The organism is Mucilaginibacter panaciglaebae (assembly GCF_039539265.1).
GTDB lineage: Bacteria > Bacteroidota > Bacteroidia > Sphingobacteriales > Sphingobacteriaceae > Mucilaginibacter > Mucilaginibacter panaciglaebae.
Window position 1 is genome coordinate 218,900 of sequence record NZ_BAABCV010000002.1, and the last position, 16,621, is coordinate 235,520.

17 protein-coding genes are annotated in these 16,621 nt (G+C 42.5%); 4 read left to right on the plus strand and 13 right to left on the minus strand.

Annotation, left to right across the window (positions count from 1 at the left end):
• Positions 1–20: 20 nt before the first annotated feature.
• Positions 21–746, plus strand: a complete 726-nt coding sequence (locus ABD772_RS03230) for a 2-C-methyl-D-erythritol 4-phosphate cytidylyltransferase (RefSeq protein WP_345100996.1) — start codon at positions 21–23, stop codon at positions 744–746.
• On the opposite strand, the gene ABD772_RS03235 is transcribed toward ABD772_RS03230, so the two are convergent.
• The 7 genes from ABD772_RS03235 to sppA form a co-directional block, all read right to left on the minus strand.
• The gene (locus tag ABD772_RS03235; RefSeq protein ID WP_345100997.1) at positions 719–1,201 is read right to left on the minus strand and encodes a SixA phosphatase family protein; all 483 of its coding nucleotides are present in this window, start codon (positions 1,199–1,201) and stop codon (positions 719–721) included. The two genes, ABD772_RS03230 and ABD772_RS03235, sit on opposite strands and share 28 nt — an antisense overlap.
• A gap of 11 nt (positions 1,202–1,212) precedes the next feature.
• Positions 1,213–1,842, minus strand: coding sequence for an outer membrane beta-barrel protein (locus tag ABD772_RS03240; protein ID WP_345100998.1), 630 nt, complete (start codon positions 1,840–1,842; stop codon positions 1,213–1,215).
• Between the two features lie 5 nt (positions 1,843–1,847).
• Positions 1,848–2,813 carry a glycosyltransferase family 9 protein gene (locus ABD772_RS03245; protein ID WP_345100999.1) on the minus strand — a complete coding sequence of 322 codons (966 nt, stop codon included), beginning with the start codon at positions 2,811–2,813 and terminating at the stop codon, positions 1,848–1,850.
• A 5-nt stretch (positions 2,814–2,818) separates the two neighbouring features.
• Positions 2,819–3,322, minus strand: coding sequence for a D-glycero-beta-D-manno-heptose 1-phosphate adenylyltransferase (gene rfaE2, locus ABD772_RS03250; protein ID WP_345101000.1), 504 nt, complete (start codon positions 3,320–3,322; stop codon positions 2,819–2,821).
• A 12-nt stretch (positions 3,323–3,334) separates the two neighbouring features.
• The gene (gene gmhA, locus ABD772_RS03255; protein ID WP_345101001.1) at positions 3,335–3,889 is read right to left on the minus strand and encodes a D-sedoheptulose 7-phosphate isomerase; all 555 of its coding nucleotides are present in this window, start codon (positions 3,887–3,889) and stop codon (positions 3,335–3,337) included.
• Between the two features lie 4 nt (positions 3,890–3,893).
• Positions 3,894–5,567, minus strand: a complete 1,674-nt coding sequence (locus ABD772_RS03260; protein WP_345101002.1) for a helix-hairpin-helix domain-containing protein — start codon at positions 5,565–5,567, stop codon at positions 3,894–3,896.
• A gap of 182 nt (positions 5,568–5,749) precedes the next feature.
• The gene (gene sppA / locus ABD772_RS03265; protein ID WP_345101003.1) at positions 5,750–7,516 is read right to left on the minus strand and encodes a signal peptide peptidase SppA; all 1,767 of its coding nucleotides are present in this window, start codon (positions 7,514–7,516) and stop codon (positions 5,750–5,752) included.
• An 89-nt stretch (positions 7,517–7,605) separates the two neighbouring features.
• Between sppA and folK the strand changes: the two genes are divergently transcribed.
• Entirely contained in the window at positions 7,606–8,085 is a 480-nt protein-coding gene (gene folK, locus ABD772_RS03270; RefSeq protein WP_345101004.1) for a 2-amino-4-hydroxy-6-hydroxymethyldihydropteridine diphosphokinase, read from the plus strand.
• Positions 8,086–8,108: 23 nt separating this feature from the next.
• Complete coding sequence (locus tag ABD772_RS03275; RefSeq protein ID WP_345101005.1) at positions 8,109–8,486, plus strand: Hpt domain-containing protein; 378 nt, start codon at positions 8,109–8,111, stop codon at positions 8,484–8,486.
• Here ABD772_RS03275 and purS read toward each other — a convergent pair.
• The 3 genes from purS to rho all read right to left on the minus strand — a co-directional run bounded on the left by purS (position 8,483) and on the right by rho (position 11,276).
• Positions 8,483–8,737 (minus strand): phosphoribosylformylglycinamidine synthase subunit PurS, encoded by a 255-nt coding sequence (purS, locus tag ABD772_RS03280; RefSeq protein WP_345101006.1) that lies wholly within the window; start codon positions 8,735–8,737, stop codon positions 8,483–8,485. The genes ABD772_RS03275 and purS overlap by 4 nt on opposite strands.
• 34 nt (positions 8,738–8,771) lie before the next feature.
• Entirely contained in the window at positions 8,772–9,512 is a 741-nt protein-coding gene (pssA, locus tag ABD772_RS03285; protein ID WP_345101007.1) for a CDP-diacylglycerol--serine O-phosphatidyltransferase, read from the minus strand.
• A gap of 144 nt (positions 9,513–9,656) precedes the next feature.
• Positions 9,657–11,276 carry a transcription termination factor Rho gene (rho, locus tag ABD772_RS03290; protein WP_345101008.1) on the minus strand — a complete coding sequence of 540 codons (1,620 nt, stop codon included), beginning with the start codon at positions 11,274–11,276 and terminating at the stop codon, positions 9,657–9,659.
• 315 nt (positions 11,277–11,591) lie between these two features.
• On the opposite strand from rho, the gene pyrF reads away from it, so the two are divergent.
• A complete protein-coding gene (gene pyrF / locus ABD772_RS03295) occupies positions 11,592–12,422 on the plus strand; it encodes an orotidine-5'-phosphate decarboxylase (RefSeq protein ID WP_345101197.1) in 831 nt (276 codons plus the stop codon).
• Between the two features lie 139 nt (positions 12,423–12,561).
• Here the strand turns inward: pyrF and ABD772_RS03300 are convergent, their stop codons facing one another.
• From ABD772_RS03300 to yidC, 3 genes are all read right to left on the minus strand, one after another.
• The gene (locus ABD772_RS03300) at positions 12,562–13,101 is read right to left on the minus strand and encodes a pyridoxamine 5'-phosphate oxidase family protein (protein WP_345101009.1); all 540 of its coding nucleotides are present in this window, start codon (positions 13,099–13,101) and stop codon (positions 12,562–12,564) included.
• 80 nt (positions 13,102–13,181) lie between these two features.
• Entirely contained in the window at positions 13,182–14,546 is a 1,365-nt protein-coding gene (locus tag ABD772_RS03305; protein ID WP_345101010.1) for an exonuclease domain-containing protein, read from the minus strand.
• Between the two features lie 237 nt (positions 14,547–14,783).
• The gene (gene yidC, locus ABD772_RS03310; protein WP_345101011.1) at positions 14,784–16,613 is read right to left on the minus strand and encodes a membrane protein insertase YidC; all 1,830 of its coding nucleotides are present in this window, start codon (positions 16,611–16,613) and stop codon (positions 14,784–14,786) included.
• Positions 16,614–16,621: the final 8 nt, after the last annotated feature.

A 16,621-nucleotide genomic window follows, 5' to 3' on the forward strand; every position in this document is an offset into this window, starting at 1 on the left:
AAATACATCTCTATCCAACAATGTCTCACATCTCACATCTCACATCTCCTATTTCAAAACGATACGCCATTATAGTTGCGGGAGGGTCAGGCAGCCGGATGGGGTCAGGCATGCCTAAACAGTTTCTATTGTTAAACGGATTACCGGTTTTGATTCATACCTTACTTGCTTTTCAAAACAGCCAATCGAAACCCGAGTTGATACTGGTTTTACCATCAACCTATCATGATTACTGGGCAAAACTTTGCGAAATGCACAATTTTAGTCTGCCGCACCGGGTGGTAAGTGGCGGCGAAACACGTTTTCATTCGGTAAAAAATGGTTTGGATTTAATTTCTGCGGACGAGCCAAGCCTTATAGCGGTACAGGATGCCGTAAGGCCCATGACAAGCCCCGAGACCATTGATAAAGCTTATGAGAGTGCCGCCGAGCACGGCAATGGTGTAGCGGCTGTAAAAAGCCGGGATTCTATCCGTCAATTAAAAAATGATGTATCTGTTGCACTTACGCGAGACGAGATTTATTTAGTGCAAACACCGCAAACCTTCCAGTCTGCACAGTTAAAAAAAGCTTATACACAGGAATATAGCAGCACTTTTACTGACGACGCCAGCGTAGTTGAGGCTACCGGCACCAGGATCTACCTGGTAAATGGAAGCTATAAAAACATCAAGATCACATTTCCCGAAGACATTGCAGTGGTAGAATTATTAATGAATCAGGCCTCGTCTTTAGGCGAATCATAATAAACTAACTTGCCACGGTTACTGCGTACGTCTGCCCAGGTATTAATATCGAACTCAATTAAGCCTACAGCACCGGGCGAAATATCCTGCGGTTGGCCCGATAAATTATAGAACACCTGCGCTATTGCGGGATTATGCCCTACCAATCCTACAAAATCACAACCATCATCCAGTTGGGTAATAACGTCCAACAAATCGTCGCCTGCGGCGTCATAAATACCTGCTATCTCTTCGGCTTTAGCCAGCCCCATATGCTCAGAAATTACATTTGCGGTAGCCAATGTTCGCAGTGCGGGGCTTGAAACTAATATTTGGGGAATGATATTATGCTCTTTTAGCCTGCCTGCCATAATCGCCGCATCCCGCAAACCCGACGGCTTTAATGGACGTTCAAAATCAACATACCCGCCCTCATGAGTAGCTTTAGCGTGGCGTATTAAAAGAAGCTTTTTCATATTAACAAGTATTATTTTAAGAGATACCCTAATCCGATAGTAAACTCCCTGTTTCGTACAACACTTGTACCTGTATCTTGTTGTGGTACCGATGCAATATTATTCAGGCCCAATTTATAACCCATGTTAAAAGTAACATGATTGCGAAACTCAAAGCCTGTTGAAAAATCCAGCCCTGTATCATATCTGCGGGCATCAAGATCTTCGCCAAACTTCAGCTTATCTGTCGATTTGGTGCCCGGTGTTTCATAATCTAATTTGCCGCCAATGCCGCCCGATATATAGCCGCCTGCACCCAAATAAAATATCCCCAGGTTGGTAAAGGTAAATTTGCGCATTATTTCAGCCGGCAATTCCAGGTAGGTTAAATGTACGGTTGTAGTTAACGCATCCTGATAAAACACACCGCCTTTGCCTACTATGCCTAAAGCGCCTTCTAACCAAAAATTATTTTTTACGGGCATTTGTACTACACCTTTGATGTTAAAGGTTTTGATACTACCAGTTGAACGTATTTCTGTATTTTTAATTTGCTGATAAGCGATACCACCCGAAACTTTTGCCCCATAGGTAAGCTTTTGCGCCTGGGCACTTACACTAACTATTCCAATAAGCAGGGTTAGCAAAACAGCTTTTTTCATATAAGCTAACTGTTTATGAATTTCGTTATCAGGCCTTCGTCAATGTCACGCATGCATTTAAAATGTCCCAGGGGGCAGGCAGGTAAGCCAAATTTCGAACACGGCCGGCACTCCAACTCTACGCCTGCAACCAGCACCTCTTTTACTTTGTAAGGCTGTACGCCCAGCAATTCGGGTACAGTACCGCCCCACACAGATACAATAGGCCGTTCAAAAGCTTCCGCAATGTGTGTAAGCCCGGTATCAAAACCAATAATTTTTTTTGCTTTTGACACCAGGAAAACCGATTCATCAAGCGAGCTTATACCACAGGCATTGTAAACTTTTTCGCCCAAAGCAGCGGCTATTTCATCGCCATTAACTTTAACGTCATTACCGCCCAGTAAAACTATCGGCATATTAATTTCTTTGCAAACGCTGATAATCTTGTTATTAGGCATACGTTTGGTAAAATGAGTAGCGCCTATAACAAATGCCACAAAATCATTTTGATGCGACGCTGGCAAGAGTTTCTCAACCTGGTGCGCGGCCTTGATATAATAATCTATCGGTTCATTATCGTTCACAACACCCAGCGCTGCTGCAGCTTTCATATAACGGTCTACCAGGTGTACTGGTGGTACGAGCTTTAAATTAAATTTCAGGCTTAGCCACTTGCGTATAGTTTGCTTTTTGTAAGTTGACGAAGGGACGCCCGTACGCAGCTTAATAAGAGCCGTACGCAGGTTATTATGCAAGTCGACAATATGATCATAACCCTCGGCTTTGATATCTCTAATGGTCTCTGACAGCGTTGGTTTAAGCAACAGCAGCTTATCGACATAAGGGTTGTTCTCGTAGATATATTTAAAAGCAGGTTTGGTGATGAAGTGCACTTCGGCATCGGGCAGCTGTTTTTTCAGGCAACGCACAACAGGCGTTGTATAAATAATATCGCCCATCGAACTGAAACGGATCACCAATATCTTCATTTGCCTTAGCTACCTTGACTTTGAATACGTTGAATAATAGATGTCGACGAGTAACCTTCAACCAGATCAATAGTCTTAACCTCGCCCCCATTATCCAGCACCTCTTTGGCGCCAACTATGTTATCTATAGTATAATCGGCACCTTTTACCAAAATATCCGGCAGCAAAGTACCGATCAAATTTGCGGGCGTATCTTCTTCAAATATTACAACGGCATCCACAAAAAATAACGCGGCTAATAAAGCCGAGCGATTAGCCTGATCGTTTATCGGGCGGCTCTCACCTTTAATACGTTTTACAGAGCTATCAGCATTTAAACCCACCACCAGCCTGTCGCCCAGGTTAGCAGCCTTTGCCATATAGGTTATATGCCCGATATGTAACAAATCAAAAACTCCATTGGTAAACACTACCTTATCACCTTCGCTTCTCCAAAAGTCAACTTTGCTTTTAATGGTTGACAGATCTCCCAGTTTTTCTAAAAGTGCGCGTTCTAAATCTACTCTCATGATTTTTGGGGTTTAATACAGATCATCAACCGCCTGGCAAAGTATATGGCCTATCAGGATATGCATTTCCTGTATACGCGCGGTCAGATCAGACGGAACCACGATATTCAGATCGCACAAACCATTCATCTTGCCTCCATCCCGGCCAGAAAGACCTAAAGTTTGGCAGCCCATCTCTTTAGCGGTTGTAAATGCCCGTAAAACAACTTCACTGTTACCACTGGTTGATATACCGATAAATAAATCGCCGGGCTGCGCCAATGCCTCTACCTGTCGCGCAAAAACATAATCATAGCCATAGTCATTGGCTATTGCTGTAAGGGCAGAGGTATCGGTAGTTAGTGCAATACCAGGCAAAGCTTTACGATTTTTAACAAAACGACCGCTTAGCTCAGCAGCAATGTGTTGAGCGTCGGCCGCACTGCCACCGTTTCCGGCAATTAAAACTTTCTTGCCGTTCTGCAAGGTTGAAGTCATTACCCCGCAGGCGTGCTCAATATGTGGCACCAGGCTATCAATAACCTTTTGTATGGTTTCCTGATGATCTTTAAGTTGCTGTATGACCACTGGCTTATTTCTTTTTGTCTTTAAAAAATTGGGTTATTTCTGGTAAGGATAATGCGTTCAGGCATCTTTCTTTATATAAACCGCCTTTTCTTCCTATTATAACACCGTAGTGCATATCCAAAAAACCCTCATTACGATGCGCATCCGGATTGATGCTCAACCATACGCCTTTATCTAATGCATACTGGTGCCAGCGCCAGTCCAGATCCAGGCGTAAAGGATTTGAATTAATCTCAATCACTACGTTATTAGCAGCACAGGCGTCTATCACTTTTTTATAATCAAAAGTATAACCATTCCGACTTAATAATAATCTACCCGTAGGATGGCCTAATATGGTGGTGTATGGATTTTCAATGGCTTTAATCAGGCGCTCTGTCGCCTTTTCCTCGCTCATCTTTAAGTTACTGTGGACGGATGCCACCACAAAATCAAACTTCTTTAGTATTTCGTCCGGATAGTCCAGCGAGCCATCATTTAAAATATCAGACTCTATGCCTTTAAATACATGGAACCCGTCTAACTTTTTGTTGAGATGATCAATCTCTTCCTGCTGTTGTAATACGCGCTCAATGCTCAGGCCTTTAGCGTAAAAAGCACTCTTACTATGGTCGCTCAACCCCAGGTATTGCAGGTTTAACTGATCGCGACAGTACACCGCCATTTCCTCGACAGTATTTACGCCGTCGCTCCAGGTGCTGTGGTTGTGCAACGTTCCGCGCAAGTCATTGTATGATATTAATTGCGGCAGCTGGTTAGCAGCCGCTTTTTCAATAAAAGTATTCCCTTCGCGCAGTTCAGGTTTAATAAATCCCAATCCTGCTTTTTTGTAGATCAACTCTTCGTTCTCTGGTTGGTCAGCATCATCGCCACCGCGGTTTAGCACCGTTTTCACATGTTCGTCGTTGCCGGTTTTAATAAATAACGTTCTAAAGAACAAACGTTTCTCAACTACACAAAACACCACGCGCAAACCGTTTTCAGTGAGGCCAACTATATGGTCGCCCTCTGGTTTCATGCCAATTGCCAGGTCAGAATGTAAGATGGTTTGGTAAACAATTTCGCAATCGCGTCCGCCTACTATCACTACCAGTTCATTAACTACCTCGCACAGTCTCCGATATTCGCCGGCAAAATCGATCAAAAGATTGGTAAAAGTAAATTTCAACTTGTCCATGATCCTGTCTGCCTCAGGCTCAACCTGCGCATACAAGAACTTGCCTGTACTGGCCATCTTGAATTCTATAGCCTTACCAATGTCCTCCTGAGTCTTTAAACCAAAACCTTTAGCTTCTATCAGGCGGTTTTCGTTGCAGGCATAAAACAATTCACCAACGGTTTCGATATTCATCTCGCGCCATATCACAGCCACCTTTTTCGCGCCGATGCCTTTTATACTCATCATTTCTAATACACCGGGCGGCGTGCCGGCTATCAGCTCGTCCAGTTCCAACATAGTGCCGGTTTGTACCAGCTCAATTACTTTAGTAGCAACACTTTTACCAATGCCCTGTATTTTCTCCAGTTCCTCAAAGGTTTTGCTGGCTATCTTCCCGTTAAATTTATCGACATTAAAGGCCGCGTTGGCTATAGATTTTATTTTAAAAGGGTTTACCTCATGTAATTCCATGAGTTGCGACAGCAAACGAAGTTTCCGGGCTATGGCTTTGTTTTCCATGAGTTGATTAAGTGATAAAAGTACGAAAGGTTTACCTTAGTTCATAGCTTTAGGGCTATCGTTGATGGCGTTCATGGTCAATAGTCATTAGTACCTATCACTGTAAACATGAACAATGATTTGTATAACACCATAAAAACCGTGAACGACCGACTATGAGCTATCAACTATGGACTATCGGCTTATTTCACCACCACATCATACTCCATACGTGCAAGCGGAGTACGCATTGTCGAAGTCAGATTTTTTATTTGCTCGTAAACTGGATAATTTTCGCCGAGTTCTGATTTGAGCATGCGGGTTTTCATTTGTATGCTAAAGCTCTCGCCAAGCTTGTTTAATACACTTTTTTGCTCAGGGTAAGCTACCAACCTATAGTTTTTCAACTTAGCCATCCTGGCGGCAGATTTTACAGCGTCGCTAATGTTACCCAAACGGTCAACCAAACCTAATTTAAGTGCTTGCTCGCCCGTCCAAACGCGGCCCTGGCCAACGCTGTTAATATAAGCTTGCGTTTTATGGCGGCCAACCGCCACAGCTTTGGTAAAATCATCATAGCCATGGTTGATCTGATTTTGCAGAATCTGACGCTCGGCCGCAGTTAAGGGGCGGCTGGTATTTCCCAGATCAGCATACTGGCCGGTTTTAACACCGTCAAAAGTAACACCCAATTTGTCATTAAACAGTTTTTGCATGTTCGGCAAGATGGCAAATATGCCTATTGAACCGGTAATGGTATTTGGCTGTGCAAAGATTGAATCGGCAGCACACGAAATATAATATCCACCGGATGCTGCTACGTCGCCCATTGAAACAATGATAGGTTTAACTTTTTTGATCAGCATTACTTCGCGCCAGATCACATCGCTGGCTAACGAGCTGCCTCCCGGCGAGTTTACCCGAAGTACTACGGCTTTAACCTTATTATCGAGCCTTACCTTTCTGAGAGCTTTAGACGTTGTTTCAGAGCCTATGCTATTGTCATCTCCCTCACCACTTGCTATGTCGCCCGACGCATAAACTACTGCTATGCGGTTGGTCGAAACCTCTTTAGTATCATCGTCATTACCGGCTTTGGTATACTCGCTGATCTCGATGCTATTAATATCATCTTTCTGTTTAACCCCTAATTTACCTTTTAATTCGGCCAATAATTCGTCACGGTATTTCAGTCCGTCTACCAACTTTAGTTTCAAAGCGTCTTCCGGTTGCTGAATACGCGCCTGGTTGGCATAATTAAACAATGAGTCTTGATTAACGCCACGCGCTTTGCTGATGCCTGCCAGGTAATGATTATACAATGAATTAACATATGAAGTAACCTGCTGACGGTTAGCATCGCTCATTTTGGTCAGGATCATCGGCTCTACTGCACTTTTATACGTCCCTACTCTAATTACCTGTGCTTCAATGCCCAGTTTATCCAGCGCACCCTTAAAAAACATCATTTGCGAACTGAAGCCATCAAACTCAAAAATCCCTTTGGGGTTGATGTAAATCTTATCGGCCACAGATGCCAGGTAATAAAATCCCTTGGTATAAACCTCGGCATAAGCAATAATAAACTTACCCGACTTTTTAAAGTCGATAAGTGCATTGCGGATCTCCTCCGTTGTTGCCTGGCCGGATAACATATAGCTTTCATCCAGCAAAATTCCTTTGATGTTGTTATCGGTTTTAGCTTTTCTAATGTTGGCCAGAATGTCTTTTAGTCCGATTGATTTATCGCCATCCAAGCCTAAAAAGTTGAGACTAGCCAGCGGATTATTGCGGGTACGCTCGGCAATTGGATATTTTATATCAATATGTAATATAGAGTTTGCGTCAACCTGTACGCTTTTATCGCTGCTTGCCCCTGCTATCAGTCCCACAATAACAAGTATGATAATTATGGTAGATAAAATTATGCCGACGATTGTAGCCAGCACAAATTTGAAAAATTGCTTCATTTACTATTATAAATATTTATATCTATGCAAACTTAATAAAACCCTACGGTATAATATTAAGAGCACCGTCTATAATATTTGTTACAACAATGAATAACGTTTTTTTGCTTTTGGGCAGTAACCTGGGCGACAGGAAAGAATCTCTGCAGCAGGCTATCATGCATATCTCGTACGATATATCGCCAGATATCAGAGTATCATCTGTTTACGAAACCCAATCGTGGGGCAAAACCGACGAGCCCGATTATTTGAATATGGTTGTTGAGGTAAAAACAGATTTGCCTGCTCAAACTGTATTGGATAAAATATTGTCTATTGAGCAGGTAATGGGGCGGAAACGTGAAGAGAAATGGGGATCGCGGACTATTGATATTGATATTTTATATTTCAACGCTGATATTATTGATATACCGGGGCTGCATGTACCGCATCCTCACCTGCAAAACAGAGGTTTTACCTTAGCACCCCTGGTTGAGCTGGCGCCTCAATTTGTACACCCTGTTTTAAAGAAAACCAATCTGCAACTTAAAAAAGAACTGACAGATGGCTTAATTGTAAAAAAATTATAAATTTGAAGATACAACCTGTAAATATGCCAGTTGACTTAACAAACTTCGACCTTGACCTTTCGCTACTGCAAGAAATTGCCGATGGTAGTGACGAGTTTATTATTGAGTCAATCGATATGTTTTTACAGCAAACTCCGGTATCGCTTAAGGACGTGAGTGATGCTTTTGAAAATCTGGACTGGCCCGCTGCTGCAGCAGCAGCACATAAAATGAAAGCTACGCTGGGCTTTTTTGGCATGTTGAACAGCCAGGCATTAATTCAACATATTGAATTAGCCTGCAAATCAGGTTCGCCGGATGTAATGGATTTGATTGCTAATTTAGACCAGGTTCAAACCTTGATTGCCGTTAACACCAAAGCCCTGGAACAAATAAAAGCAGAGGCTGAAGCTAAGTCTTAAACCTGCTCTAATTTAAAGGTATAGCTTTCCATAATTAAATTAGCTAACAAGCTTTTGCAGGCCAATTCAACTTTTTCGCGAGCTATTTCTTCACTATCAGCTTCAATTTGTAAAGAGATGTGCTTGCCAATACGGATATTTTGAATTTCGGCAAGGCCCAGGTTTTTCATACTGCCTGTTACCGCTTTTCCCTGCGGGTCAAGTATTTCTTTTTTGGGCATTACATCAATTTCAGCTTGAAACGTTTTCATGAAGTGGGTTATTTTTTGTGGACGCTACTGTAGGCTAAGTATTCTTTTTTTGAGTGCCAGCAATATTGTCATTAGCTATTTTAAATTGAACAATTGATAAGGTGATATAGATAAATATAACCACCGGAACAGCCACAAATTTAAAAAATAGTATCAATATTGCCGAAAACAACATCAGCAAATAGCGATAAATATTTTTATTAAAATCTTTGTTCTTGAATTTGAGCGACATGAGTGGTAATTCGGCCACAAGCAGTGCGCACATTACTATTACAAAAGCCGTTAAGCCGTAAGGATTAAGTATATACTTTGCAAGATTGCCATGCTGCTCAATAATCAGTGGAAATGAGGCTATCAAGATAGAATTTGCCGGCGTGGGCAGCCCGATAAATATTTCTGCCTGGCGTGTATCAGTATTAAACTTAGCCAGTCTGAGCATTGAAAATACGGCTACCAGGAATGCGCTGAAATTTAAAAACGGACTAACACCATGTATTTGCGGAGCCTGCAAAAACAATTGGTATAATATTGCCGAGGGTAAAACGCCAAAACTCACCACATCGGCTAATGAGTCCAGATCTTTACCAATACCCGAGAATGATTGAAGCACACGGGCGGCAAATCCATCAAAAAAGTCAAATATAGCTGCCAGGAAAACGGCATAAGCCGCAGTGATTAAATCGCCTTGTACGGCAAATACAATACCTACACAACCGCTAAACAGGTTGCAACAGGTTATGGCATTAGGCACATGCTTTTTTACCCTCTTCTTCATTTCAAGGGATGAAGGTATCAGTATTAACTCAATAAATCAATAACAATTGATTAAGTTAATGATTTGATTGGGTTGATTAAGTGAGCAGTTTACTTTAAAATTTCAACCATCCACCAAATCAACCTAATCAAATTACTCACCAAACTACGAATTCATCGAGATCAGAAACTCCTCGTTAGTTTTTGTACCTCTAACCTGGCTCTGCAAGAACTCCATAGCCTCTATCGAGTTCATATCGGCCAGGTGATTACGTAATATCCAGATACGTTGCAGGGTATCCCGGTCTAACAACAGGTCGTCTCTACGTGTGCTGGATGCTGTAATATCGATAGCGGGGAACACGCGTTTGTTTGATAATTTCCTATCCAATTGCAACTCCATGTTACCGGTACCCTTAAATTCTTCAAAGATAACCTCGTCCATCTTAGAACCGGTTTCTGTCAGCGCTGTCGCGATGATGGTCAGTGAACCTCCATCCTCAATGTTACGTGCTGCACCAAAGAAACGTTTTGGTTTGTGCAGTGCATTAGCATCAACACCACCAGATAATATTTTACCAGATGCCGGGGCCACGGTATTATAAGCGCGGGCCAGGCGTGTAATTGAGTCAAGCAGGATGACTACGTCATGACCGCATTCAACCATACGCTTAGCTTTTTCTAAAACAATATTGGCAATTTTTACGTGACGGTCGGCCGGTTCATCAAAGGTCGATGAAACAACTTCGGCACGTACGCTGCGGGCCATATCAGTAACCTCTTCGGGGCGTTCATCAATTAGCAGGATGATCAGGTATACTTCCGGGTGATTTTTAGCAATAGCGTTAGCTACATCTTTCAATAACATGGTTTTACCTGTTTTTGGCTGGGCTACAATTAAGCCGCGCTGACCCTTACCAATTGGTGCAAAAAGGTCCATGATACGGGTTGAATAGTTCCCCGGATCAGTAAACAGATGCAACTTTTCTGAGGGGAAAAGCGGTGTAAGGTGATCAAACGGTACGCGGTCACGAACCTCGGCTGGTATACGGCCGTTGATAGCCTCGACGCGTACCAGCGGAAAGTATTTCTCGCCCTCTTTTGGTGGGCGGATGCTACCGCGAACGGTATCACCGGTTTTAAGGCCGAACAATTTTATTTGCGACTGCGATACGTAAATATCATCAGGCGAAGTCAGGTAGTTATAATCAGATGAACGCAGGAAACCGTAACCGTCGGGCATAATCTCCAATACACCTTCATTAACAATAACATTGTCAAAATCCAGGTTAATAGCCGGTTCAGCAGCTTTTTGCTGCTGTACGCGACGCTCAAATTTTTGCGGGCGCTCAACACCAGGATCGGCTGATGATGTAGCGGCAATTTCGCCCTCCTGTTGTGGTGATTGGCCTTCGTCATCGGTAGCTGGTAAGCTATCTTCGTTAACCACGGTATCGTCAGCCTGAGGCTCATCATCAGGTACATCAAACAAATTGGTATCATCCAACGGAACCTCGACACGAGGCTTGGTTAGTTTGGTGCTGGTACGTATCCTGTTACGTACTTTTTTCTCTCCGGCTTCTTCTTTTTTGGCTCCGGCAGGTGTATAGTTATCTTCAACAACTTGTTGTTGAGTTCTGGCAGCTTCAATAAGCTGTTGCATTTGTACTATATTGGATATAAGGTCGGGCTTGCGCAATGAGTCAGCATCAGCAACACCTAAACTTTTGGCAATTTCGCGCAACTCAGAAACGAGCTTGTCGTTCAATTCGGTAGTATCAGACATGATATGAATTATGGGTTCAAAAAGGGGTTTTATTGTAATAGTTATGCTTGAGGCTTACAGTTTATGCTCAGATAGTTATTTTGAAAAAGAAATTTTGCAGCTTGTTTTTGCACCGTTAAAACCAGGAATACCAAGATAAATAACGCGGGAATGTAAATTATTCTTTAGTGCAAGAAAAACTCAAAGGAAAACAGTGCAATTCTAATCATTAAAATTAACAAAACAAACTTTTTAAAAAAATATCTTTTCTTACTCAACACTTCAGCTAATTTTTAGTTTTTTTGGCAAAGAAAAATTTCGAAAAAATTTCGCATGATTACACGCCGGCAACTGATAGACCAGATTAAACAGAAGAAATCATTTCTATGCGTTGGATTGGATACTGATATCGATAAGATACCTGAGTTTTTAAAACAATACCCCGACCCTGTTTTTGAGTTTAATAAACGTATTATAGATGCCACTAAAGATCTTTGCGTTGCTTATAAACCTAACTCTGCTTTTTATGAAAGCTATGGCGTGAAGGGTTTGCAAAGCCTTGTAGCTACCAGCAAATATCTGCCTCAGGATACCTTAAATATTATTGATGCCAAACGTGGCGACATCGGCAACACTTCAGACAAATATGCCCGTGCCTTTTTTGACGAGGCAACCTCTGGAATGAGCTTTGACGCTATAACGGTAACACCCTATATGGGTAATGACAGCGTAACGCCATACTTAAAGTATGAGGGCAGGTGGGTAATTATCCTGGCCCTTACTTCGTCTGTAGGCAGTAAAGATTTTCAATACCTGAATACCGGCGACGACTATTTATATGAGGCCGTAATTAAAAAAGCAAATACCTGGGCCGGTGCCGACCGCATTATGTATGTAGTTGGGGCTACCAAAAGTACCGAATTTACCAATATACGTAAATACGCGCCTGATAACTTTTTGCTGGTACCGGGTGTTGGCGCCCAGGGTGGTAGCCTGCAAGACTTTTGCCAATATGGAATGACCAAAGACTGCGGCCTGCTGGTTAACGCATCCCGATCTATCATTTATGCTGGTAGCGATGATGACTTTGCAGATGCTGCACGCGAAGAAGCTAAGAAATTGCAACAGCAAATGGCTGAAGAACTGGAGAAAGCACAAATCATTTAAACCGATTTGTCATTCCATGAGAACCGAGGAGAATCTTATACGCGCGATAAGTAAGCATATAAGATTTCCCGTTATCTCTCGAAATGAAAGATGGTGAAAAGTACCGCCTTGATTCCGGGCTCTTAACCCGTGTTTCTTATTAAAGAATATCCAGTTTCCCTTCTACTGAATCATCTAACGTTTTACCAATAGCTGCACCAGCCAATTGTTTTATAAAGGCAACAGCATTGCCGTTTTTATTATCCCAATAGTGCGCCTCAGTTGGCTCAACTTTTACTACAGCAATGCGCGGATCATTTTCGCCTTCAGTGAACCACGTATTGAGCGTCGCTTTCCAGAACTGTTTAATCTTCTCTTTGTCACGGCTTAGCTCAACGAGCCCGTATACATTCAGATAATCTGAATATTTTGAGCCCTGAAAAAATAATTGTGCCAATGGCTCAGCTTCCAGTTCATGATAAGTGTTACTATCGTTAGCCATTAAAAACCACAGGTTCCCTTCGTCGTCAACATCCTGTACCGTCATAGGTCGCGCCGATACCGGCAAACCGGTTTTAATGTTGCTTACAAAGAAACAGGTGGCGGCACCTTCGGCCAATTGTTTTAGTTTAGCTATAGCTTCCTGACCACTCAGGTCTTTGAAATTATCCTCTGGTTGATTTTGATTAATGCTGTTCATAATCGAGTTTTTAATAGTTTGATGTATTAAAGTCTACCAATTATGGTGCCGCATTTATACTTACGAAGTTTTGTATGTTATTACCCAAACACCACTTTTCGGTGCGGGAATTTCTCAGCATAATTAGCTACCAGATTCTTAATATAATCATTGCCGGGATACGGGGTAATGTAATCCTTAAGTTGCTGCAAATTTTCAACCTGGAAATAATGTGAGATGTAGCCGATACCATAAAACTTTCCCTTTTCTACAAGGATGCAACTATGCTCGTCATCCGTCCTGCCCTCATCGCGGATAGCAAAGGTTGGCAGTGCTTTATTGAGCTCGGCAATAGCCAGGTTTACTTTCATATTATAGATTTCGGCAGGTTCAACGCCGGTGCAGGCGCATTGGTCTCTGGCAATGCCCATACAGGTTTCGGTATTGTTTTGTATAAAACAAAGTTTGGGACACAGATCAAAAATTTCAATTAGCTGATTCAGTATTGCCCTGCCCTCTACCATAGTATTGCAGGTATATAATGCGCCGGTGTATTTACGGTATTTATCTACAGCCAGACGGATATATCCACGCTGATCCTCAAACATGTAAAGTCCATACGCGTGTTCAAAACGCTTTAATGAGCGGTTATATTTCGGCCACAGGCGTTTAATTTCTACGGCCTCCAGCACAAAAGCAATCAGCTCAGTACCGCAAACCTGGTGGGTTATCTGATGGATATTTTTTAAAAACTCCTGCCGCTGCTGGCCGGGGTTATTGCCCGTAAAGTGGCTGTTTACCCGTTTCCTGATATTTTTGGCTTTTCCTACATAAATTACCTTACCCTTTTGATCATGGAAATAATATACGCCCGGCGCATCAGGCAGTTCCTGAACAACTTTTTTTGGTAAATGCGGCGGCAATACCTGCTCTTTCGAGTTTTGCTTCAGCGCTTGTTTAATATGATCGGCCCGGTCATTGCGCATCAGCAGGCTAAACAGTTCGGCTGTCGCTTCGCAGTCGCCCATTGCGCGGTGGCGGCTTTCATTATCAATACCCAGATGCCGGCAAAGCTTGCCCAGGCTGTATGAGGGCAACCCCGGTAGTATCTTTCGGCCTAATCTTACCGTACACAGCTTATTGCATTGCAGTTCATACCCGGCTTGTGACAAGTGATATCGCACAAAAGAATAGTCGAAATTTACGTTATGCGCTATGAATATCTTGCCATGCAATAAGTGATAAATATCGGCAGCTACATCTTCAAAAGGCGGTGCTTCGGCAACCATTTCATTGGTAATGCCGGTTAATGCCCTAATGTAAATAGGTATTTCCCTGCGGGGATTTACCAGTGTATTGAAACGCCTGGTGATCTTTTTACCGTCGTGCAGGCAAATAGCGATCTCGGTAATACCGTTAGCACTGGCATGCCCTCCTGTGGTCTCTATATCTACTATGGCGTACACCTTTCAAATGTAGCAGATTTTACTAATTTTTTTAGTTGAATTAAATAATTTTTATCACCGTAGAGACGTGGCCCCTATGGCAACGAAACTGGGTATGTGGTGGCATGTGTATAGTACCGTGGCTGTGCGTTTTGAAACAGCCCCTATAAACCCAGATCTTCAGCCCCGGGTGTGCAATAAAGCAAAAACGGCCCGCGAAAATCGCAAGCCGTCTCCAGATTTTTAAATCTCCAATCGCTATTTTCCTTTCTTCGCTCCCGTCTGGGCCTGTTGTTGCTGGCGCATCATTTCTTCCATACGAGTGGCGAAGCCAGATTTTTTCTTTTTGTCTTCAGGCTTCTTTTTGTTTTCCTGGATCTGGCTGTGGATTTTCTTGTCGTCAACCATTAAACGAATAATATATTGTTGTAAGAAGGTAAACATGTTAGCCAGGAAGTAGTAATAGTTCAAACCTGCCGGATACCCGTTCAGCGCCCCCAAAAAGATAATTGGAGTGATATAACCAATATATTTCATCTGCCCGCTTACACCCGATATCTGGTTATTGAAATAGGTATAAATCAGTGTGGATATTGTCATCAGCACGCACATCAAACTCAGGTGGTCACCCAGGAATGGGATATTGAAACCAAAAGTGATGAATGAGTCGTAAGTTGAAAGGTCATGCATCCACAAGAAGCTTTGCCCCCGAAGTTCAAACAATCCCGGAAAGAAACGGAAGAATGCAATAACTATCGGCATTTGCAGCACCAACGGCAAACATCCGCCCAGCGGGTTTACTCCGGCTTTCTTATATAGCTTGAGATACTCTTGTTGTAATAGCGTCGGGTTATCATCCCCTACTTTGGCCTTGATCTCATCCATTTCCGGTTTTAAAACCCTCATTTTGGCCATTGAAAGGTATGACTTATAAGTAAGAGGAGATAAAACCAATTTCAAAATGATAGTTAGTGCCAGAATAATCAGACCATAATTCCAGTTAAATTTGGTTAGCACGTTAAATACCGGAATAACCGCAACGCGGTTAATATATTTAAGCGGCCCCCAACCCAGGTTAATTTGTTTTTCAAAACCATGGCCTTCGCTTGCTAACAGCGAGTAGCGGTTAGGGCTAAAATAAAACTCAAACGGATAAGTACCATTGCTGTTACGGGCTACCGTTAAGTTTGCTTTTAATTGTTTAATATCGGCATGGTTGCTGGTATCTGTAGCTACAGACAGGCTTGATTTGCTAAAACCATCTTTGCTTAACAACACGCTCGAGAAGAAGTGCTGCTTAAACGATACCCATTGCAGTTTTTTATCAGCAATATCTTTTATATCGTCCTTAGTATCGCCGAAATAATCAAAATCATTATTAGTATCATAATACTGGATCATTGAATACTGACGGTCAAGTTGCATACTCTTTTCCAGTCTGTGCAAACTGCTTTCCCAGTTCAGGGTAAGGCTGCTTGTGTTGGCAATGACGTTATCCAGGCCGGTAGCTTTAATCACAAAGCCTACTTTATAACCTTCGCCCTTCAGGCTGTATATATAGTCGATATACTGTGTGGGGCTGTAGCTTAAACGCATAGTGATGGACGACGAATCCTGCCCGGCAACTTGTAAACCTTCAGCGCTTGGTGTAAAATAATGGTCGTTAGTATTTACATTGGCAACACCGGCTGCAAAGTTAAAACCAAATTTATTGGCGTCGCCATCAAATAGAATCAGTGGTTTGTTGTCGGCAGTTTTAAACTGCTTTAACTCAACTGAATAAATGCGGCCACCGCGGGTACTTAGCTTTATACGCAGGTCTTTATTTTCAACAGTAACCAGCTTTTCGATACCCTCAAGTGTAGACCCAAAAGGTGCCTTTAAAGCAGCCGAATCAACCGTCTTTGGAGCCAGCTTTGCGGTATCAAGTTTAACTATTTTATTGCTGCCTTGTTTTTTACCTTGTTTTAGCTGCGCCTGTAATTCGGCCTCTTTTTTTAATTGCGCATCAGACGGTTTGAATAACCAGAATGATCCGAAAATAATAATCATGATCAGGAATAATCCTGTAAATGTATTTCTATCCATTTCTATCG